Here is a 20,902-nt window from a genome sequence, read left to right on the forward strand (position 1 = left end):
TTAGAAACTAGCTCGAACACCCAAGGCTACTTGAGTACCAAAACGCTCAAGGTAACTCACTTGGTCAGTACGCTTGGTGTAACCCCAATAACGTTCATTAGTTAAGTTCGTTGCTTCGGCAAACACTGTGAATTGGTCACTGATATTATAGCTCATGCTGGCATCTAACTGACCATAATCAGAGATCCAATATGGACCACCCCATGCATCAGGATCCGACAAGAACTTGCTGCGCCAGTTATACGCTAAACGTGCTTGGAAACCATATTGCTCATAGTAAACCACGGCGTTATATGAGTTTTTCGACATGCCTCTAAATGGCAAACCTGATTCTTTTAGCTCTGGTTCATCGTAACTACTGTCAACATAGGTGTAGTTAAGCTGAAAGCCTAGGCCATTGAAAGGTTCGGGTAGTAAGTTTTCAAGCGACTGCTGATAAGCAAACTCAGCCCCTTTAATAGTTGCACCATATTCACTCTTACCTGGGTAAGATGCAAAGTAACGCACACCTTCGATTTCAACTGGGCTTTCGACGTAATCGATAAATGATTTCAGGTCTTTGACAAACACCCCACCACTTAACGAGCTACTGTCTTCAAAGTACCACTCTAAAGTCATATCAGCTTGATTAGCTTCTTCAGGTGTTAACGACGAATCACCCATAGAAAGTTGTGGTAAACCTTCACGATACGTATCAAAATTTGGCGCAAGCCACGGACGTAAGTAGCTTAAAGATGGGCGGCTAATCACTTGTGCCGCAGAGAAGCGGTAAATTAAATCATCGGTAATACTAAGCTTAAAGTTCATGCTTGGTAAAATGTTGCTGTAATCCCCTTTAAATGATTGCTCAACAGTTTCGCGCCAACCATTTTCAAGTGGTTTACCATCTTCTTGTAAGTCAATTAACGATAGATCATAAACCGACCCTTTAGAGCTCACTTCTGTTTGCGAGCCGCGAATACCAACGTTTAACATATACGGCATATTTGCAAGACTGCTTTCGAGCGTCACTTGCGCATATGCGGTAAGGACTTCTTCGGTTACCTCATAAGTACCCGATGAATTTAGCGATGCAACAATGCTCTTATCGGTCGCTTCTGCATTTATTGAACGATAATAAGCAAGTAACTTATCGTAATCGAAACTTGGCCACGGCTCTGGTGTAATGCTACTTTCGCCTTCTAAGAAGTTATCGAAATTCGCCTCAACAAACACATCACTTGGGATTTCAAAGAGGTTAAAGTCACCCACATTCACTACTGTGCTGTCATCAAATTCATAGCCATCGCGCTCTAAATACTGACCACCATTACTGAATTGGCTGGCATTTTTAGATGCATATTCAAGCTGGCTCTTCGTTTGTTCAAGGTAAGTTAAACCAAAATCAACACGGGTAACTAAATCGCTTTCTGGCACAAACGTCCCAGTAAACTTAAAGTCATTAACCGTGTCTTCAACCCCAGTACCTGTATTACGGCTATAGTGTGCACCGTAAGATTGATCCGCAGTTAAGCCCGGCGATAAGGTCACATCCGGCAACATATTACCTGTGGTGTAATCAATCCCAATCGAGTCAATAAAACCACGCGCAACAATAAAGCGGTTATCACCACCATTTTCGTTTTTCGCTTTTGAATGGGCAACATCCACAGCCAGTGTTAGGCCATCCATTGGATACCACTTAGCATTAAGGGCAAACTGATAAGTATCGGTTTTACGTGGGTTGGTTAAGTTGAGTAGCTCCACCATGGTGTTACCGGTTTGCGTCATTGATACTACACGGCCTGTGTCATCAAATTCTGCATCAGTAAACACTGGCGTGCCTGGCGTCCAGCTTTCATCATAGTTAACAAAACCGATTTGATAACGATGACCATCGGTGTTGTAACGTGAATAAAGAGCATCAAAGTTAATGTCTAGGGTATCTGTTGGGCGCCATTGCATTGCTAACGTCGCACCGACGCGTTCACGCACATCCTGCGCGTTGGCAAAATACATGTAACTCGGGATTTTTGAGGCAAATATTTCACTTTGCCCATCAATTTCTCCGTTGCCGTTCATGTCGACTGGCACACCTGCGCTGTCTGCCCCCCAACCTTCTTCTTCGTCAAAAAAACCGCTTGCCGAGTATGTGTCTGCACGTAAGGTTTTCTTAGAATACGCACCCGAGAAAAGCACACCAAAAGTATCATCATTAAAGTTGTCACCGATGATGAATGAAGCATGCGGGTGTACATCGCCTGTTCGAGATTCATAAATCCCTTTTGCTGAAGCGCTCAAGGTAAAGCCATCTTGGTCTAGTGGTTTACGAGTTTCGATATCAACGACCGCACCAATCCCCCCTTCAATTAAGCGTGCTTCTGGTGACTTATACACTTGTAGTGCCCCCACTAACTCTGAAGCAATCGTATCAAAGTTAAAGTCGCGGCCTGAGTTTTCAGAAGCCAGTTTACGACCATTCAACGTGGTAATGTTGTAGCCGCCACCTAAACCACGGACTAAAATATTTTGCCCCTCACCGCCATTACGAGTAATGGTGATGCCCGGAATACGCTGCAATGCTTCAGCTAAGTTTTCATCGGGGAACTTACCGATGTCATCAGCGACAACGACATCAACAACCGTCGTTGCTTCTTTCTTTCGAAAGTTTGATTCTTTAATACTGCTACGGATCCCTGTAACTTCAATAACCTCAACATCCTCTTCGGCCTTACTATCGTTTTCTTGTTGCTGGGCCGTCGCAGCGAAACTGACTGATGAGGCCAAAATCGAGCTTATCAGCACGCTCAAATATTTTTTTCTAGTTGTTGTTGCCATGATGATTTCCTGTTTTTAAATGTTCAGATTTTTTCACCATAAAAATGGTAATGAGTAAGGCCTTATATTTAATCTATAACAAAATGAAACAAACTGGCAACAATTAATTACCTAGTGAAACTTTCGATAGTTACGAATTAAGTTTCAAAAACAGCAAAAATGGCTTCGCATGCCTTTAAAGATGGGGAGTTAATTTCGAAAGTTACGATAATGATTTTTTCTGAAGATTTTCTTTTCGGTGGGGAGATTCGGTTTTTACGAACAATAAAAAAGGCGGCAAAAGCCACCTTTCAATAGTTCTATTTAACTAGAGAGTTAAACGGTAATCACTTCGATACCTAAGCTCGTTAATGATTCAACGAACTCTGCCGGCATATCTTTGTCGGTGACCAGCACATCGATTGATTTAAGCGGCAATACATTATACAAAGCACGCTTACCAAATTTACTTGAATCAGTGACTGCAATGACTTTATCTGCGCGGGTGCACATGGTGCGATTCAGCATTGCCTCGGGCTCATAATGAGTGGTGATCCCTGCTTCTGAGTCGATACCATCAACCCCTAAAATAACCTTTTTAAAGTTATATTTACTAAGTGCTTGCTCGACTTCATTTGAGTAAAAAGACATTGATTTCTTTCGTAATTGCCCACCCAGCATAAACACATTTGCATCTTCAATATCAGCCAGTACATGGGCAATATTAAGGCCGTTTGTCATCACAGTAAGGCCCTGCTTATTGGTTAATGCTTTGGCAACTTCTTCTGTGGTGGTACCAGAATCAATAATCAATGAATCGCCATCATCAACCAAACTTGCCACAGCTTTCGCTAATAACACTTTCACTGCGTAGTTTTCGTTATGCTTATCTTTTACCGAAAGCTCTTTAGCCAATTTATCGCAGGCAATTGCCCCACCACGTGAACGGACAACTAAGCCTCGTTTACCGAGCTCGTTAAGATCATGGCGAATGCTAACCTCCGAAATATCAAAGGTCTTTGCAAGATCTTTAACATTTACTTTGCCATTTTCCTCGGTCATCAGGACGATTTTTTGTCTTCTTTCTATTGTGGTTAGCATAGCTGGCCTGTTGTTTTAATAGCTGCTTTCAAATTTGTAGTTCAATATTACACAATTTACAGTTTCAAAGCCAAATTTAGTTTCGAAATAAAATAAAACTTTCAAAACTTACGAATTTTGTTTTATGATTATTTCACAACAAACTTCTTTGGTGACAAAAATGACAACACAAAGCTCACTGTTAGAGCAAACAGAACACACCAATCGCACGCAATTACTGCCTATGATGATTATAGGTGGCTTGTTTTTCTTATTTGGTTTTATAACTTGGCTTAACGGCTCCTTGATCCCATTTTTACAAATGGTCTGCGATCTCAACCATATTGAAGCTTACATGGTGACACTGGTGTTTTATATCGCCTATACCGTGATGGCACTGCCAAGCGCTAAGATTTTGCAAATATTCAGCTATAAGCATGGTATGTCGTTTGGTTTAGGTACCATGGCATTTGGTGCACTGTTGTTTATTCCTGCGGCACAAATTCAGGCTTACTGGTTGTTTTTGGTTGCCTTATTTACTTTAGGTAGCGGCCTTACCTTATTACAAACCGCTGCGAATCCTTACATCGTGCTTATTGGCTCTAAAGACACAGCAGCCGTGCGCATTAGCATTATGGGTATTCTCAATAAGAGTGCTGGTGTGGTGGCTCCATTGCTCTTCTCAGCGATTGTATTTAGCGACATTGCCAACTTTAGCCCAGAAGCTCTGGCTCAATTAAACAGCATTCAAAAGCAATTACAGTTACAAGAACTGGCTAATCGTTTAATTACTCCTTACCTTGTAATGGCAATCGCATTAGCAATATTAGCGGCGTTAATCATGCTGGCCCCGCTACCTGATATTGAACAACCAAAAACCAGCAACAACAGCGAGAGTAAATCAGTCCTGCAATTTCCGCACTTAGTTTTAGGCGTGATAGCCCTATTCTTTTACATAGGTGCAGAAGTCATTGCTGGCGACACCATTGGCCTTTACGGCAAAGAACAAGGGGTGTTGCAGTTCGCAGAACTCACCTCTTACACCATGGGCTTTATGGTGCTGGGTTATGTTTTAGGTATCGTGTTAATTCCTCGCTTTTTTAGTCAGCAACAGGCGCTGATATTTTCCGCGTTAAGTGGTTGTGTGTTTTCACTTAGTATCATTTTAATTAATCCGCAACAAACTGCGATTTCGAATTTTGTGCTCTTTTGGCTTGCTGATAACAGTTTTCCTGATACCGTGTTATTTGTTGCATTACTTGGCTTATCGAATGCGCTGGTATGGCCGACCATTTGGCCAATGGCCCTTGCAAATCTTGGCGATAAAACCCAAACCGGCGCGGCATTACTGATTATGGGGATTTCAGGTGGCGCGCTATTGCCTTTGGTATACGGTGTATTTGCAGAATATACGGGCAATGCACAACAAGCTTACTATCTGTTGATCCCTTGCTATGCGTTTATTCTTTATTACGCACTGATTGGTCACAAACTAACAAGTTGGCGTAAGTAACAACATGGGCAGGCTTAGTTGTTTTAATATTTAACTAGCCTGCAATTTTTCTGATGTGAAATAGCCCAGTAGCAAAAGTTCACGCACGGTAAAAATACACTTATAAATTAAATACTCGTCACGCTTATCAGGGCTCACATCTGAAAGAGGTAAGGCTTGCTGCGCTATTATGCGCTGTTGCTGCAGTGAAGAAATAGTAAATAAACCTGTGAGTTTATCTGCTAATTGCGACGATGAAAGAGCACCTTCTGCAATCAGATCTGCGCCTTTTAAGCATGCCGTACGCTCAGTCGTAGTTAGTGTATTTGCTAGCATTAAATCTGTGAAAGCGACTAAATTAAAATACAGCTGTTCATTTGACTCCAGTTCTAAAATAACCGCCTGCATGTGCGTGACCACATCCCGATGCGCTTCAGATTTAAGCACCTCAAAATGATTGTCATTCACTTTATCAAATAGCTGAGTCGCAGCCACTGGCGTAATAGCCGCACCGAATAATGCAGCTAAACATTTAATCGCATTTCGCCTTTGTAAATCAGCCATTGAACACCCCGTTTTGATAATGCCGTACAGCGTGATCGGCGGCTCTTGCAGTAAATGCCATATAGGTTAACGAAGGGTTTTGATAACCCGACGAGCACATAAACGAGCCGTCAGTGACATAGACATTACGCACACTGTGAATTTGGTTGTAACAATTAAGCACAGAGCTTGCAGCATCATGCCCCATGCGCGCAGTTCCCATTTCATGGATGGCCTGCCCCGGCGCTGAGCCTTTATCGTACGCTTGCACATTTTGATAACCAGCTTTGCTTAGCATCTCGACGGCTTGTGCTTTCATATCCTCGCGCATGCGCTGCTCGTTTTCTGCAAATTGGCAATCAAAATTAACTAAAGGTAATCCCCATTGATCTTTTAATACCGGATCTAAGCTCATTTTATTACGATGATAAGGCAGGCATTCACCAAAGCCTATCAATGCAACTTGCCAAGGCCCAGGTTTGGCAAGTTCTTCTCGAAAAGCCTTACCAAAGCTAAGTTCTTTAAAGCCCCGCCGCCAATCTTTGCGTGTTGCGTATCCTTGATAGCCATAGCCGCGAATAAAGCTATGCTGCTCGTTATCATCAAGGTTTCGAAAACGCGGAATATGAAAGCCTACGGGTCTGTCGCCATCATTAAAGTCATCAGCAAAACCTTTTGGTTCACCCGTTGCGCCAACCCTAAAATGGTGATCCATGAGGTTATGACCAAGCTCTCCACTATCGTTCCCTAAGCCATTAGGAAAACGTGCAGAGGTTGAATTTAATAACAAGGCTGTTGTGGCTACCGTTGATGCACAGCAAAAAATGATGTTCGCTCGCTCGATACGCTCTTTTTTAGATTCAGCATCAATTACTTTCACACCTGTGGCTTGCCCGCTTTCTGGATTGTAAATAATCTCTTTGGCAATGGAGTGAGTCTGAATCGTGAGTCGCCCAGTACGCATCGCTGCAGGTAAGGTCGAGGCTAAACTACTAAAATAACTACCGGTTGGACAACCTCGCATACAGCGGTTGCGCTTGCTGCATGGAGCACGACCTTGCTCAGGCTTTACCTCAGTTAAATGCGCAACTCGCCCGATGGTGAGGTGCCGATTAGTGTAGTGAGTTAATAAACTTTGTTTAAGCTGCTGCTCTACGGCATTAAGCGCAAAAGGAGGTAAGTAAGGTCCATCTGGTAGCTGAGGTAAGTTCAGCGCTTCGCCAATAACCCCGATGTAGGCTTCAACTTTATCGTACCAAGGCGCAATATCTTGATAGCGCACAGGCCAATCAACGCCGTGACCATCTTGTTTGTTGGCTGCAAAATCTATATCACTGAGGCGCAAGCATTGCCGCCCCCAAGTTAATGAGCGCCCACCAAGATGATACCCTCTGATCCAATCAAAACGCTGTGATTCTTGATAAGGGTGCTGCAAATCATTCACAAACCAGTGTTTTATTGATTGCTTGGTGGCATAGCCAGTGCGTGCTTGTTTAGCTTGGTTGCGCTTTTCTAGCAAGCTGGGCCTGTCGCGAAATGGCAGTTGCCAATCTTCTTTAAAGGCAGTGATATAGTCAGTACCATGCACAACCTGCCTGCCACGTTCCAGCAGCAGTACATTGAGCCCATTTTCGGTCAGTTCTTTAGCAGCCCAGCCGCCAGTAATGCCACTGCCAATAACAATGGCATCGAATACTTTTGCCTGCATTCTCACTTAACTTTTAAAAGATTTGCTTACCCGCACAGATTGTTGCTTGAACAGAAAAGTCTTTATCGAGCAGGGCAAAATTAGCCTGTTTACCTACCGCAATACTGCCTATTTGCTCCGCTTTATTTAAAAACTCAGCGGGTACTAAACTGGCCATGTTAGTTGCTTCGACTAGGCTTGCGTCGGTTAGGTTATAAAAGCGCTCAACGCCAACTTCCATGGTTAATGTACTGCCTGCTAAAGAGCCGCTCTCAGTTCTTGCAACACCTTGCTCAACCACAATAGGAAGCTCACCTAAACGGTAGCGACCATCTTGTAAGCCTCCGGCGCTCACACAGTCTGTGATCAGAGCAATTTTATCTGCCCCTTTTAAACGGTAAACCATGTTCATGATGCTCGGATGCAAATGAATACCATCAGGAATAAGCTCAACCATGGCATCGTTGTCCATCAGTAATGCGCCAGTACAGCCGGGATCACGATGATGAATACCGCGCATACCATTAAAAATATGCACACCACCGCAGGCTCCATGAGCAAGAGCTTGTGTTGTTTGCTCAAAATTAGCATCTGTATGACCCAGCATCACACGCACACCCTTATCGGTGATATAGCGGATCATGTCGGGGGATTTAAGTAGTTCTGGCGCTAACGCAAATGAGCTTAAGCAACCTTCACATGCGGCATAAATTTCATCAAATCGCTGTTTAGTAAGCTCTAAAAAAAATGACTCGTTATGCGCGCCTTTATGCGCTTCGGCAAAGAATAAACCTTCGTTATAAGCCCCTAGCAACTGCGCTCCAGCCAAGCCTTTTTGATACGCACTCGCCATATTTTTATAAGCTTGAATTGAGATGTCCCAGTCTGCAGTCACCGTTGTGCCAACAAAACCCGTTACGCCATGCTTTGCTAAAGAACGAGAAATAGTCTCTAGTGATTCTGGGGTGCCGTCCATAATATCGCAGCCTTCCCGGCCATGAATATGTAAATCGATAAAGCCCGGAAATAAACTGTGCTCACCTAAATCAATTACCTCGACCTCGGGCGCTATTTGCGTAGTAATGGCAGTAATTTTACCTTGCTCGACCAAGACCACGTGATCGAGTAAAACCGCATCAGCAGTAACAACTTTTGCGGCTTTTAAGTAATAACGATTAAGATGCGTTGGAATTAGCATGAACACTTCCTATTATTGCAGCGCCTCTTACGCCGCTAGAATCACCAAATTTTGCGCGCTTCACTTCTGGCACGGCAAAACCTGAAAATAAATGAGTTTGAATCGCGTCAGGGAGTTTTTCTACTATTGCATCAATGAGCGACAACCCGCCCCCAAGCACAATTACTTCTGGGTGCAAACTTTTACTAATAGCAGCAAAGGTTTCGCCAAGAATATCTAAGTAACAGGCAAGCACCTTTAAGGCTTGTTCATCACCACGTTTGATATCGTTTGCCCATTCAATCGCTGATTTAGGAGATTGCGTAATATGCTGGTACAAGGTTTGTACGCCGGGCCCTGCAATATAACTTTCTACACAGCCATTTAAACCACAGCCGCATTTCAAAACAGGCAGCTGGTATTTTTGTTGTAGATACGCAGACAGTGGTAAATGGCCGTACTCCCCTGACATGCCCAAACCTTGGTTAAACAAGGTTCCATCAATACACATACCGCCCGCCGCACCAGTGCCAACAATGGCACCGAATACTCTGCTATAACCTTCACCAGCTCCGCCATTTGCTTCTGATAAAGCGAAACACCGGGTGTCATTTAATATCGCAACAGGGCGTTTTAATAATGCTTGAAGATCGTTGGCAATCACTTTACCTGTGGCACACGGCACATTAGCCGACAGCACTTTACCTTCATCATTAACGATACCTGGCATACCGATGCCCACCGCACCTTGGCAACCCGATAGCTCATCGGCTTTAATTACCTGCTGATAAATTGCGTGCAAAAATTGCTGATAGTCATCCGTTGGCGTAGTAATACGCCAACTTTGCTGTTGCTCTAAATTATCATTAAAAATGGCGGTCTCTATTTTTGTACCACCAATATCGAGTCCGTAAACAGCCATACTTTACCCAACACTACTTAGCGAGAAGTTAATGGGTAAATAGTTACCCCTTTTACAACACGGTTAACTTCGCCCGTAGGACAAGGGTTATCAGGTGTTAAACCGAGTGACATTGATTTATAAAATGCAAAAATCTGACAATAGACAATATAATACAGACCTTGCCAAACATCATCTAGCTCGACCAGTTCAGTATTTAACGCCAGCTTTTTAACCGCTAAACACTGTTGGTCATTTAGTAGTTCATTATATAAATCAGTATCATACAAACTACTATAAAAATCACTTGAGGCCATTAACATCACTGCGGTTTTATCATTAATAATGGTTTTAGGACCATGACGAAAACCAAGTGGGGTTTCAAAGTAACTTATTAAATCACCATTGGTCAGCTCTAAGCACTTTAAGGCCGCTTCTTTAGCATAGCCGAGCAATGAACCTGCTCCTAAAAACACCAAACGTTCAATGTCAGTTTGCGCAAAACCCTTGATCTCTTCAAGTTGCGTGTCGAGCAGCTGCTCTGTCTGCGTGGCCACTTGTGCGAGCTGGTTAACATCAGGGGTAAAAATACATAAGGTTGAAAGCAGCATTGAGGTGAAACTGCTGGTCATAGCAAAGCTTTCATCAAGAGTTTCTTTTGGCATAAGTACACTAAAGCTGTTTCTTTTAGCTGCCGCCCTTTTCGCTAACTCTCCATTTTCATTACAGGTAATAACTAAGTGGAAGCACTTTTCAACAACTTGCTCTGAGATATCAACCGCCGCGACACTTTCAGGGCTATTACCTGAACGCGCATAAGAAACAAGTAAAGTGGGTGTGCTCTTTTGTAAAAAACCATGTGGGTTAGACACAATGTCGGTGGTGCTAACTGCACGCACATTTAAATCTGTTTTGGCTGTTAAGTGAGGTGCTAATGCTTCGCCAACATAGGCCGATGTGCCAGCCCCCGTTAATACGATTTGCAGTCCTTTTAATGCCAAAATTGGCGCTAAAAATGCACTTATTTCTGCTCGATGCGTTTCAATAATAGCCGCTGTATTGCACCATGACTCTGGCTGCTGAGAGATTTCTCTTGCTGTCCAATATGCGTTTTGCTGCTTAAGCTCTGTTTCGTTTAATGATAAAAACTGCGTCATAATTAATTCTCTCTCAACACCACTTATTGATTACAAGCACGCGAATAGGTATTCGTTACTTCCATTATTTTATTGAGTACTAACTCACGTGGTGATGAGTTAATTTGGCCATTGATCAATGCCTTATATTGCGCTGGCATAAACTGACTAAGCAAGGTCTGAGGAATAATTTGCCCTTCTAAGTTTTCAAACAGTTTTTCTACTGTTTGTTTTATTTCGTCTTCAGGCCAGTAATAACGAATACGGTCGCTATAACTATAAGCTCTAAACAGCTTAGCTTCAGCACCTTGTGTTGGGTAAAACTTATTCCAGTAATGTGGCTTTTCAAGCATGATGCGCTCACATACATCACGTAAATTAGAACGCTTAGCCGCTTCGACTAATTGATCTTCAATATAAGATAATGCAAACAACCCTTCGCGTAGTGCATAAGTAAGCTGTGGACCCACTTTTAATATGGCAAAGTGATCTTGCACCAGCTCGTGGTAGCAATGATCTGGCTGATAGTCGGTAGAGTGAGCCTCATAAACAAGGTTATCGACTGTGGTGATAAACTCTTTTAGTTTTTGCGCTTCATTACGTTGGTAATCAAAAACTTGATGGTTATCAAATTCAACTCCTGGCTGCACAACAACAGCAATAACACGCGACCAGACATCGCTTATGTTTAAGTTAGCAAACGCAGCCTGGTGTAATTCGATTGTTTGCTGCACTCCCTCAACATGAGATACCTCAATAATTTCATGTTCTTCTGTAGCGCCACCTGGAGGAGGAACCTCAGTACCCACCACATAAAGAATATCGTTATCTTTTGCTACCGACTCAGAGGCTTGACACATCAACGCTGCACGCTTGGCAATTTCGGCATCAGCTAAACGTTCTCCATCGTCAGCGCATGGCATACTGGCATCTAAATGAATTTTCTTAAAACCAGCGCTTGCATAGGCTTTTACTAGGTCAACAGCTTTTACCATTGCAACCTCTGCAGGCTCATTTACCCAACACACGGGCCCTAAGTGATCACCCCCCAAAATAACGCGCTGGGTATCTAACCCTACCTTTTCGGCTATTGCATGAACAAATTCTACGAAGTCATGGGGCTTCATCCCTGTGTAACCACCAAACTGATTAACTTGATTCGCCGTAGCTTCAATTAAAATTTCGGTGTCATCATTGAGAGCTTGCAACATTGCTGCTTCGATAACGAGCGGGTGTGCACAACACACAGAATAAATACCCTGCGCTTGCCCTACTCGATTGTTATTTATAATCGTTTTTAATGCATTCATGGTTTTCTCCAAGCAGCTTACGCCTATGGTTAGATACGTGATTTGAAATTACAGTAGCACAGCGCGAAACGCTGCGCAACAAAACGAAAGGCAATGAAAGATGGAAAATAAGTTCAAAACACGCTAATCACGCTATTAAATAAGGATTAAAATGATAAAACCCAAGATTACGAAAGAATTTGAAAGCATTTAATTGTAATTGACTTTGAGTTGCGATATAACAGAAACAACTGAAACCCACTATTAAAATAATCTCAGTGATTTAGGTATCGTTATGACAATAGATAGACGTAGTTTTTTAAAATCTGCCGCAGCCATTACCGCCGCGACAGTCGTGACTGGCTGTGCAAAAAGCCAACAAGGTGATAATCAAAGCACACCTCTTGCAGCACAAGGTAAAAGCGTAATGGGCTTAGCTGTGCCAGCAATGGATGTGGTACGTGTTGGTTTTATTGGGGTTGGTCAACGTGGTAGCGGCCATGTTAAACATCTTTGCCATATTGAAGGTGTTGAAATTAAAGCTATTTGCGATACAGATCAGCTAATGCTAGATAAGTCTGTTAATTATGTTGTTGAAAAAGGCTTACCTAAACCAACTGCTTATACGGGTTCTGATAAAGCCTATTTAGACATGCTTGCTCGCGATGACATCGACATTGTGATCATTTCAACCCCTTGGAAATGGCACACACCGATGAGTGTTGAGACCATGGAAAGTGGTAAGCATGCCTTTGTTGAAGTACCTGCAGCAACCACGATGGAAGAGTGTTGGCAACTAGTAAACACTGCTGAACGCACGCAAAAGAACTGTATGATGATGGAAAACGTTAACTACGGCCGTGACGAGTTAATGGTTTTAAACATGGTTCGTAAAGGCGTATTTGGTGAGTTACTGCATGGTGAAGCTGCTTATATTCATGACCTGCGTTGGCAAATGAAAGAAATTGACCGCAGCACTGGTTCTTGGCGCACTTACTGGCATACAAAAGTAGACGGTAACTTATACCCAACCCATGGTTTAGGCCCAGTTTCTCAATATATGAACATCAACCGTGGTGACCGCTTTGATTTTGTTACATCAGTCAGCTCACCTGCACTTGGCCGCGCAGCTTATGCAGAGCGTGAATTTCCTGCGGGCCACGAACGTCGCTCACTGAAATTTACTGCTGGCGACATGAACACCAGCATTATTAAAACAGTGAAAGGTCGTAGCATTATGGTTCAGCACGACACCACAAGCCCTCGCCCGTACAGCCGCCATAACTTAATTCAAGGTACTAATGGCACATTTGCTGGATTCCCTAACCGTATTGCTCTTGAAGATGTGCCACCAGCCATCGCGAAAATTTACCAACAGCAATATAAAGCAGAGCTCGCTGCATGGGAAAAAGCAGGTTCACAGGGTCGTAAGCCACATATGCAAAACTTCCATAGCTGGGACCAAGATATGGAAAAGTGGCGTGCTGAGTTTGATCATCCACTATGGAAACGCATGGGTGAAGAAGCTGTTCGTAACGGCGGCCACGGTGGTATGGACTTCATTATGCTTTGGCGCATGATCTACTGCTTACGCAATAATGAGCCACTCGATCAAGATGTATACGATGCCGCAGCATGGTCATCAATCTTCCCGCAAAGTATGGCATCGGTTGCTGATAGAAGTAACAGCAAAACGATTCCAGATTTTACCCGTGGCGCTTGGCAAACAGGTAAGCCACTAGGGATTGTGTCTTAACACTTCCTCTCCATGGAACACTAAAAAGCCCGCCCTTTGCCCTGCGGGCTTTTTTATTTTTATACCAATTCGCTTAATTAAGTAGTCTATTTTGAGGCAAGAAAACCTCGTTGATAACAAGGCAAAAATTTCGTTATTTAGTTGTTCTAAATCAGAAATTTTTAACGCAGGTAGCGACAGGTTTAATCCCTCAAAATGATTAAGTATTATTGCGGATTGGTATTAATCCTTATTGTTTGCGCGTAAATCTAGCGCTGGCGCTCTATCACCTATCTGAGGGTAATATTTTACGTCCCCTTTACGCTGTTTAAACTCCGCTTTCGCTTTTTCAATTAAATTCGGATTTTGGTACAACTTTACCGCGCTCAAAGCAAGAGTTTCAGCGGCAAGAATCATCCCTTTGTGGCCAATAGAAGTACCACCAGAAGCAACAGCCTGCCAACTATGAAATGCTGTTCCTGGTACCCAGGTTGAAGCAATCAGACCCGCCGTAGGTACATTCCAACTCACATCGCCAACATCTGATGAGTAAGTGCCTGCGTGCACCTTATCGCTTAGAGGCATTATTTGCTTTTCACGACCTATAATTGATTCAGCTTGTTTACCTAAAGTAGGACGGATCTGCTCTGCAAACGCCTGTTCTTTTTTAGAGTATTCAATACCACCAAACTCACTCATGCTTTCGTGCATAACATGGGCTAACGTCATATTAGGTAAAATATCCCATACCCCCGAGACGACTTCCCACTCTGCTTTGGTGCCAGTACCGAGCGCAGCTGCTTTTGCGGTGTTTTCTAATCGCTGCCAAAGCTCTGCGAGATCTGCGGCTCTTGGCGTACGAAGGTAGTAATAAACCTCTGCAAATTCAGGCACAACATTAGGTGCACCACCACCATTAGTAATCACGTAATGAATACGCGTATCAGAAGGCACATGCTCACGCATCATATTAACCATGTAGTTCATTGCCTCGACACCATCGAGTGCTGAGCGGCCTCTTTCTGGCATCACGGCGGCATGCGCAGCAATCCCTTTAAAACGGAATTTTGCCCCCTTGTTTGCTAATGACGATGTCGCATCTGCATTGTTTTGTGAACCGGCATGCCAATGTAGAGCAATATCCACATCATCAAATAAACCATCACGGACCATATACACTTTACCTGCTCCACCTTCCTCAGCAGGAGTACCATAAACTCTAACTTGCCCTTGCGTACCGGTTTCTTCAAGCCAGCGCTTGATTGCCATTGCAGCTGTTACAGAGCCACCAGCAAATAAGTGATGACCACAAGCATGGCCCGCTTGCTTGCCTGCAATTGGGGAGTGAGCGGGTTGCGCGTCTTGCGATAGCCCAGGCAAGGCATCCATTTCAGCCAAAATACCAATCACAGGGCCTGAATCACCATAACTTGCCACAAAAGCTGTTGGCATACCTGCAACGCCTGATTGAATGTCAAAACCAGCGTCTTTAAGAGTTTGCTGCATTAACTCGCTACTTTTATGCTCTTGAAATCCAACCTCTGCCCAGTTCCATAAATTATCAGCAATATTAATCGCGGGCTTTTTAAGATTATCAAAATAACCACTAACACGCTGTTGCTCATTACTTGCCTGTGCAGACTGAGAAACTAAAACACCAACAGCTAGCATACTTAATGCTAATTTTTTCATCGGACTCCCTATTTATTATTATATGATTTAACACCTTCCCCCTCATCCTATGCGCATTTTTAAGTCGCCACAACATTACATCTTAAATATTTAGCCCTTTTTGTTTATATAGATAAAGAATTATGAATTAGGTATGCAATCGATGAGCTTTACTGCAGAGTGGATCTAGTTACTGTTGAGAAGCTTTTCGATAATTACCGTTTGATTAATGCTGAATCAACTTTGCCCACAAAAAAGCCCGCAACATCGGCGGGCTTTTTGATTAGACTAAAACCTTACTGAGCATGTGCTGCAGCACGGAAAATCGTGTTAGTTAACAGTACATTCATGCCCTCAAGGTAAGCACGGTAGGTTGGTGACTGTGTAAAGCCTATCACCATGCCTTTGCCTTGCGGTTGATGAACAAGCAATGGCTTATACGCAAGCTGTGCTTTATTTTGCTGCCATAGATAACCACTTGCTAGCACATCATCTTTACCTGTAAACCAAGCTAAGTTTTTACCTGAGTTCAGTTTTATTGGCGTGTAAATATCATTACCGTAAGCTACCGCAACAAGGTCTTTATCAACCCCAGCGGTTAACCAATGCTCTTGGTCTACTTCAACATTTGCAAGTACACCAGCTACATAGTCTGGCGATGTATGTGGCTCAATGCTCGCTGCTTTTAAATCATCGCGAGAAGTGAATAACTGCCCTGCCACTTTACTGCTTTTATCATCATTGCTACTTGCTTTATCTTCTCGGTAAGCTTGCTCGCGTTTAACATCTAACAAACCGTAATCAGCATTTGTGGTAAAGCGGTTAGCGTTACCTAAGGCAATCAACACGCCACCCGCTTCAACCCAGCTTTTTAAATTAGCTGCACCCGATTTACCTAGTGCTTGATCGTAATTACCTTCTGGTAAAACAAGCACTTGGTAATCACTTAAATCAGCCCAAGCAAGCATGGGTGTGCGAATAGCGGTTACCGGGTAGCCAAGCTGTCTTTCGATAACAAAACGAGTGTTACCGGCGCTTAGTTCACGAGTGGCTGCATCCCATGCAATCGCCACTTTAGGTGCAACCATAGGCACTGTTTTGTTACTACCAAAGCTTGGGCCTTCAATCACCCAGCTTGAATCCACACCATCAACAATTGCACCAGTTTGCTCGGCAATTTGGCTAATTTTAGTCAGTAAGTCTTTATCGTTTAGCCGCTTTTCGATTACTAAGCTACCCGCTGGGTAGTTAGTTTTATCACCTAATACAAATGCTTGGTCAGCACTTTTCAGTTTAATGCCTGCTTGCAGTGCTGCTGTTAAAAAGCGTGCTGCGGCCGTATCACCCCAAGCAACAATATAAGCCACTGAGGCTTCTGGATTATTCACTTTACCAAGCAATGTGTCGCCGGCCTGAACCGCTTTACTATCTGCACTAACTACGCGACCACAACTATCGCTATCAACATTAAACATCATCGGCAGTGACCAACCTGTGACATCGTAAATTTCATCACCTAGGTTACGAGCACGACGTCTTTCTTGCTCTTTTACAAATGCTTCAGCCATATCTACTTGGTCTGTAAATGTGGTACGTACAAATACCCCGCGTGGCTGTGCGGTATCAATAAAATAGCTACCCGCTTTATACTTAACGCCACAGGCTTTGAAGTCTTCAGTTGCTTGTTTAACTTCAACACCATGCTCAGCCATTAAGGTTGCGAGTCTATGAGCGCCTTCACGGTTACTTTGCTTAGGTAAGATATAAACTCGCTCTTTGCTATCTTTACCCGAATCAATTGCATCAACTTGATATTGATAAAAGTCACCTAGTAGTTTTTCACGTTGGTTGGCAGCCCCTTCGGCGGTCGAAATTGAGGCCACAAACTGACGTTTTACAGTATTAAAATAGGTGAGTAGTTCACCGGTATTTTTCTCAAATACATGACCACGCGCAGAGCCTACTTCGTAAGTTGATGCTGATGCACCATAAAAAACAGGCCAGCTATCACCGTAGCCTGGGTAAAAGGCATCAAAGATTTCACGGGTAAAGTAATCAAAGCCAAATTCATCAAAATACTTCGCATGATTTTGCCCAATCGCATCCATGTTAGCGATTTGAGTTTTCGTCATATGCGGATTAAATGGCTGAGCAGCCGGTGCAAAGTAGTAAGATTGGTCGCCGCCCATTTCATGAATATCAACCACCACTTGTGGTTTATATTTATTGATTGCAGCCACTCTGCCCTTACTTTCAGGCTGAGTAAGCGCTAACCAATCACGGTTCATATCAAACAAATAATGATTTGTTCGGCCTCTTGGCCATGGCTCATTATGCTCTGCACTTAACCTATCTGCACTGTGCTCAAGACCTACGGTCGCATAATAACGAGTAACAAAGCGCTCACGACCATCAGGATTTTGTAGTGGGTCGATAAACACCACTGTGTTATCTAAAATTTTGCTGTTAATGGCATCATTCGGGGCTGCTAATAAGTGATATGCAGTAAATAATGCAGCATCGGTTGAGCTAATTTCATTACCGTGCACTGCATACTGAAGCCACACAGACGTCGGTAAATTTTTAATTAGCGACTTAGCTTCTTTTTCAGAGGTGATACGCGGATCAGCCAAAGCTTGGGTGTTATTGGCGAGAGTTTCTAATGAGCGAATATGCTCCGCAGTGCCAACCGCCGCATAAACCAGTTCACGGCCTTCCCAGCTGTTTGCGTACTTAAACACTTTAATACGATCAGGCGCTGCTTGCTCTAAAGCGTTGAGATAACGACGCATATCGTTGTAATTGGTGATACGCTCACCTACATCGTATCCGAGTACTTGTTTAAATGTTGGTATTTGCTGATTATAAGCCGTGCCCGGCCACATTGCTTCGGTATTCGCTGCACTGGCATTAAAGCTTGCCGTTATTGCCACAACACTCACTGAAATGGCTTTTATTATTTGTTTGGCGCTCATTATTTTTCCCAAGTAAAAGTATCTGCTTTGTACATTACAAAAGTATTGAAAATAAACAAATTAAAAACGTTAGATTGGCAAAAATTAAAGACATAAAAAAACCGCAGCGATTGCTGCGGTTATTATTAACATAGCGGAGCTATTTAACTAGGGTCATTTCATCAAGTAGGTAACCTGCGTTATCAACTTCTTCCATTAACCAAAGCATGTATCGAATATCAACGTGAATAGCACGGGTGATTTTGGCGTTAAAGTACCAATCTTTGGTGATTGATTCATAAGTCGAGTCAAAATTAAGACCCACTAATTCACCTTTACCATTCATGACTGGCGAACCTGAGTTACCACCTGTGGTATCAGCGCTACTTAAAAAGTTGACTGGTACTGAGTTAACTTCAAGAGGTTTAGCCGCTTGTGGCTCACAACCAAAGCTAAATAAACTACAGCTGACACCTGGTAAACCTAAGTCACCGCGGTAGTACGCGCCAAACGCTTGATTTTTGTATGCTTCAAGTACTTTATCTGTAACAACAAATGGTTTTTCACCTGTGTGTTTAGCCACTAAACCACGTAGTGATGTAAAAGGTGTTTTATAAACAGCATCTGCCGCTGGGTAACCATCAACTTGTGCATAGCTTACGCGTAATGTGCCATTTGCATCTGGGTATACTGGCTTACCTTTAGCGTTATTGAAAGCGATCACGGCTTGCATATACTGCGGGCGAATTTCTGCTAAACGACCCGCCATTTCTTTTTTATCAGCTTCTTGTGCCATGTTGGTATCGTATAGAGCAACAGCTAACTTTATGAATGGATCGTTTGATGCTTCAAACTCTGCTACAGATTTACCAATCCAGTTAACACGTGCGTCTACATCTGTAAGCTCTGTATTAGCATAAAAAGAAGCAATAATCGCATCAAGCTCAGCTTGTGTAGTGGTATCTGTAATACCTAAGCCGTCGTTTAATGCCGCTACTTGCGCTGTTTTATCTTGCGCTAAATAGTTACCTAAATAGCTTAACCATAAGGCTTTATCGACTTCAGGCGTAAACTGTTTTTGTAAACGCTCTAAACGCGCTTTAAGCATAGGAAGATCGCGCTCTTGATAACCCATTTCGCGCTCTGCATTTGGCTTTTCGCTTTCTTTAGCTAAGCGGTATAAACGAATTGCCGTACTTAATAAGTCTGCGCGTTTTGCGTAATCAAAGTAAAAATGGCTTTGTTGCTGTGCGTGCGCTTCTACTAATAATGACTTTAATGCGTGATATGAATCTGCGTAAGCTTTACGCTCAGCACTTTGTGCAAACCAAGCGAGGTACTCTTGTTCTTGCGCAGCTTTAATACCCGGAATATCCGTTACATTAAAGCCATCTTGTAAGCCTTCCAGTTTCTTTAAACGGTTGTTAGTGCTTTTTACACGAGAGGCATATTTAACTTGTGCTTGCTCATCGCCTTTGCTCTGCTTGGCAATCACATCAAGGGTCATGTTGTAAGTATTAAGCAATGTCGGGTAATACCAACTCGCTGAATAATTTACTTCATCTGCTAGTTTATAGCGGCTAGTGCGGCCAGGGTAACCTGCCACCAGCACACCATCACCTAAGCTTACGCCGCTCGCATTCACTTTTAAGAACGACTTTGGCTCATAAGGTACGTTATCTTCGCTGTAATCTGCAGGCTTGCCATCTTTACCAACATAACCACGTACAAAAGTAAAATCGGCCGTGTGACGTGGGTATTCAAAGTTATCGATGTCACCACCAAAGTTACCTAGCGCTTCTGCCGGAGCATACACTAAGCGCACATCTTTGATCATCAGTTGTTTGATCATGAAGTACTCTAGCCCATGATGGAAATCACGCACTGTACAACGGTAGTTAGGATCTGACTCACACTCGCTGATCAAGGCTTTGCGGTTTGCTTGAATCGCCTCAAAACGCTCTTTGCCGTGTAGTTCTGCAGGTAAGTTACCCAATACGCGATCTGTTACATCATCCACTTGTTCAGTTACATACAAACGCTCTTGCGGGCCTGCTGGTAATTCTTTTGACAAGTCAGCTGCTAAAAAGCCTTTTTCAATTAAGTTATTTTCTGGTGTGCTGTTATTTTGAATCGCACCATAAGCACAGTGATGATTAGTTACCGCTAAGCCTTTTGGTGACACAAATGACGCAGAGCAATAGCCTAAACCAACCACTGCATTGAGTGGATATTGGTTAAGATCTGCCACTTGTGAAGCCGGTAACTCAATACCAACGCGGTCAAACTCGCTTTGTAATTGTTTTAATTGATGCGGTTGCCACTGCCCTTCATCAGCGTGTGCGCTACCTACAGCGACAACACCCATAAGTGCTAATGAAGTAGTAATAATATTTTTTTTAATCATGTTAATCCCAGTCAGTGCAAAGCACTATTCCATT

The 20,902-nt window shown here is 43.1% G+C and carries 13 protein-coding genes; 2 read left to right on the forward strand and 11 right to left on the reverse strand.

Features of this window, described 5'->3' with window-relative positions:
• Complete coding sequence (locus tag WA256_RS08865; protein ID WP_335990614.1) at nt 1-2,817, reverse strand: TonB-dependent receptor; 2,817 nt, start codon at nt 2,815-2,817, stop codon at nt 1-3.
• Nucleotides 2,818-3,132: 315 nt separating this feature from the next.
• Nucleotides 3,133-3,897, reverse strand: coding sequence for a transcriptional repressor AgaR (gene agaR / locus WA256_RS08870; RefSeq protein ID WP_248528251.1), 765 nt, complete (start codon nt 3,895-3,897; stop codon nt 3,133-3,135).
• A 160-nt stretch (nt 3,898-4,057) separates the two neighbouring features.
• On the opposite strand from agaR, the gene WA256_RS08875 reads away from it, so the two are divergent.
• Nucleotides 4,058-5,389, forward strand: a complete 1,332-nt coding sequence (locus tag WA256_RS08875; RefSeq protein WP_335990617.1) for a sugar MFS transporter — start codon at nt 4,058-4,060, stop codon at nt 5,387-5,389.
• 30 nt (nt 5,390-5,419) lie between these two features.
• Here the strand turns inward: WA256_RS08875 and WA256_RS08880 are convergent, their stop codons facing one another.
• The 6 genes from WA256_RS08880 to WA256_RS08905 are packed head-to-tail and all read right to left on the reverse strand — an operon-like array spanning nt 5,420 to nt 12,122.
• Nucleotides 5,420-5,932 (reverse strand): hypothetical protein, encoded by a 513-nt coding sequence (locus tag WA256_RS08880; protein ID WP_335990619.1) that lies wholly within the window; start codon nt 5,930-5,932, stop codon nt 5,420-5,422.
• Nucleotides 5,925-7,619: a GMC family oxidoreductase gene (locus tag WA256_RS08885; RefSeq protein WP_335990621.1), complete on the reverse strand. Its 1,695-nt coding sequence runs from the start codon at nt 7,617-7,619 to the stop codon at nt 5,925-5,927. Before WA256_RS08885 ends, WA256_RS08880 begins: the two co-directional genes overlap by 8 nt.
• A gap of 13 nt (nt 7,620-7,632) precedes the next feature.
• The gene (gene nagA, locus WA256_RS08890) at nt 7,633-8,796 is read right to left on the reverse strand and encodes an N-acetylglucosamine-6-phosphate deacetylase (RefSeq protein ID WP_335990623.1); all 1,164 of its coding nucleotides are present in this window, start codon (nt 8,794-8,796) and stop codon (nt 7,633-7,635) included.
• Entirely contained in the window at nt 8,774-9,697 is a 924-nt protein-coding gene (locus WA256_RS08895) for an ROK family protein (protein ID WP_063529024.1), read from the reverse strand. The genes nagA and WA256_RS08895 overlap by 23 nt, the downstream gene beginning before the upstream one ends.
• Before the next feature lie 17 nt (nt 9,698-9,714).
• Entirely contained in the window at nt 9,715-10,833 is a 1,119-nt protein-coding gene (locus WA256_RS08900; protein ID WP_335990626.1) for an SIS domain-containing protein, read from the reverse strand.
• Nucleotides 10,834-10,856: 23 nt separating this feature from the next.
• Entirely contained in the window at nt 10,857-12,122 is a 1,266-nt protein-coding gene (locus WA256_RS08905) for a D-tagatose-bisphosphate aldolase, class II, non-catalytic subunit (RefSeq protein WP_335990628.1), read from the reverse strand.
• 274 nt (nt 12,123-12,396) lie between these two features.
• Between WA256_RS08905 and WA256_RS08910 the strand changes: the two genes are divergently transcribed.
• Entirely contained in the window at nt 12,397-13,857 is a 1,461-nt protein-coding gene (locus WA256_RS08910; RefSeq protein ID WP_335990630.1) for a Gfo/Idh/MocA family protein, read from the forward strand.
• Between the two features lie 222 nt (nt 13,858-14,079).
• On the opposite strand, the gene WA256_RS08915 is transcribed toward WA256_RS08910, so the two are convergent.
• From WA256_RS08915 to WA256_RS08925, 3 genes are all read right to left on the reverse strand, one after another.
• Nucleotides 14,080-15,528 carry an amidohydrolase gene (locus tag WA256_RS08915; protein ID WP_335990632.1) on the reverse strand — a complete coding sequence of 483 codons (1,449 nt, stop codon included), beginning with the start codon at nt 15,526-15,528 and terminating at the stop codon, nt 14,080-14,082.
• 275 nt (nt 15,529-15,803) lie between these two features.
• Complete coding sequence (locus tag WA256_RS08920; protein WP_335990634.1) at nt 15,804-18,482, reverse strand: M14 family metallopeptidase; 2,679 nt, start codon at nt 18,480-18,482, stop codon at nt 15,804-15,806.
• Nucleotides 18,483-18,621: 139 nt separating this feature from the next.
• A complete protein-coding gene (locus WA256_RS08925) occupies nt 18,622-20,868 on the reverse strand; it encodes a S46 family peptidase (protein ID WP_335990637.1) in 2,247 nt (748 codons plus the stop codon).
• Nucleotides 20,869-20,902 lie beyond the last annotated feature (34 nt).

The sequence above is a fragment of the Pseudoalteromonas sp. CH_XMU1449-3 genome, assembly GCF_037027245.1.
Lineage (GTDB): Bacteria > Pseudomonadota > Gammaproteobacteria > Enterobacterales > Alteromonadaceae > Pseudoalteromonas > Pseudoalteromonas shioyasakiensis.

Coding starts and splice junctions, on each gene's coding strand:
- WA256_RS08865 (WP_335990614.1), bottom strand. CDS start 2,817: ATGGCAACAACAACTAGAAAAAAATATTTGAGCGTGCTGATAAGCTCG.
- agaR (WP_248528251.1), bottom strand. CDS start 3,897: ATGCTAACCACAATAGAAAGAAGACAAAAAATCGTCCTGATGACCGAG.
- WA256_RS08875 (WP_335990617.1), top strand. CDS start 4,058: ATGACAACACAAAGCTCACTGTTAGAGCAAACAGAACACACCAATCGC.
- WA256_RS08880 (WP_335990619.1), bottom strand. CDS start 5,932: ATGGCTGATTTACAAAGGCGAAATGCGATTAAATGTTTAGCTGCATTA.
- WA256_RS08885 (WP_335990621.1), bottom strand. CDS start 7,619: ATGCAGGCAAAAGTATTCGATGCCATTGTTATTGGCAGTGGCATTACT.
- nagA (WP_335990623.1), bottom strand. CDS start 8,796: ATGCTAATTCCAACGCATCTTAATCGTTATTACTTAAAAGCCGCAAAA.
- WA256_RS08895 (WP_063529024.1), bottom strand. CDS start 9,697: ATGGCTGTTTACGGACTCGATATTGGTGGTACAAAAATAGAGACCGCC.
- WA256_RS08900 (WP_335990626.1), bottom strand. CDS start 10,833: ATGACGCAGTTTTTATCATTAAACGAAACAGAGCTTAAGCAGCAAAAC.
- WA256_RS08905 (WP_335990628.1), bottom strand. CDS start 12,122: ATGAATGCATTAAAAACGATTATAAATAACAATCGAGTAGGGCAAGCG.
- WA256_RS08910 (WP_335990630.1), top strand. CDS start 12,397: ATGACAATAGATAGACGTAGTTTTTTAAAATCTGCCGCAGCCATTACC.
- WA256_RS08915 (WP_335990632.1), bottom strand. CDS start 15,528: ATGAAAAAATTAGCATTAAGTATGCTAGCTGTTGGTGTTTTAGTTTCT.
- WA256_RS08920 (WP_335990634.1), bottom strand. CDS start 18,482: ATGAGCGCCAAACAAATAATAAAAGCCATTTCAGTGAGTGTTGTGGCA.
- WA256_RS08925 (WP_335990637.1), bottom strand. CDS start 20,868: ATGATTAAAAAAAATATTATTACTACTTCATTAGCACTTATGGGTGTT.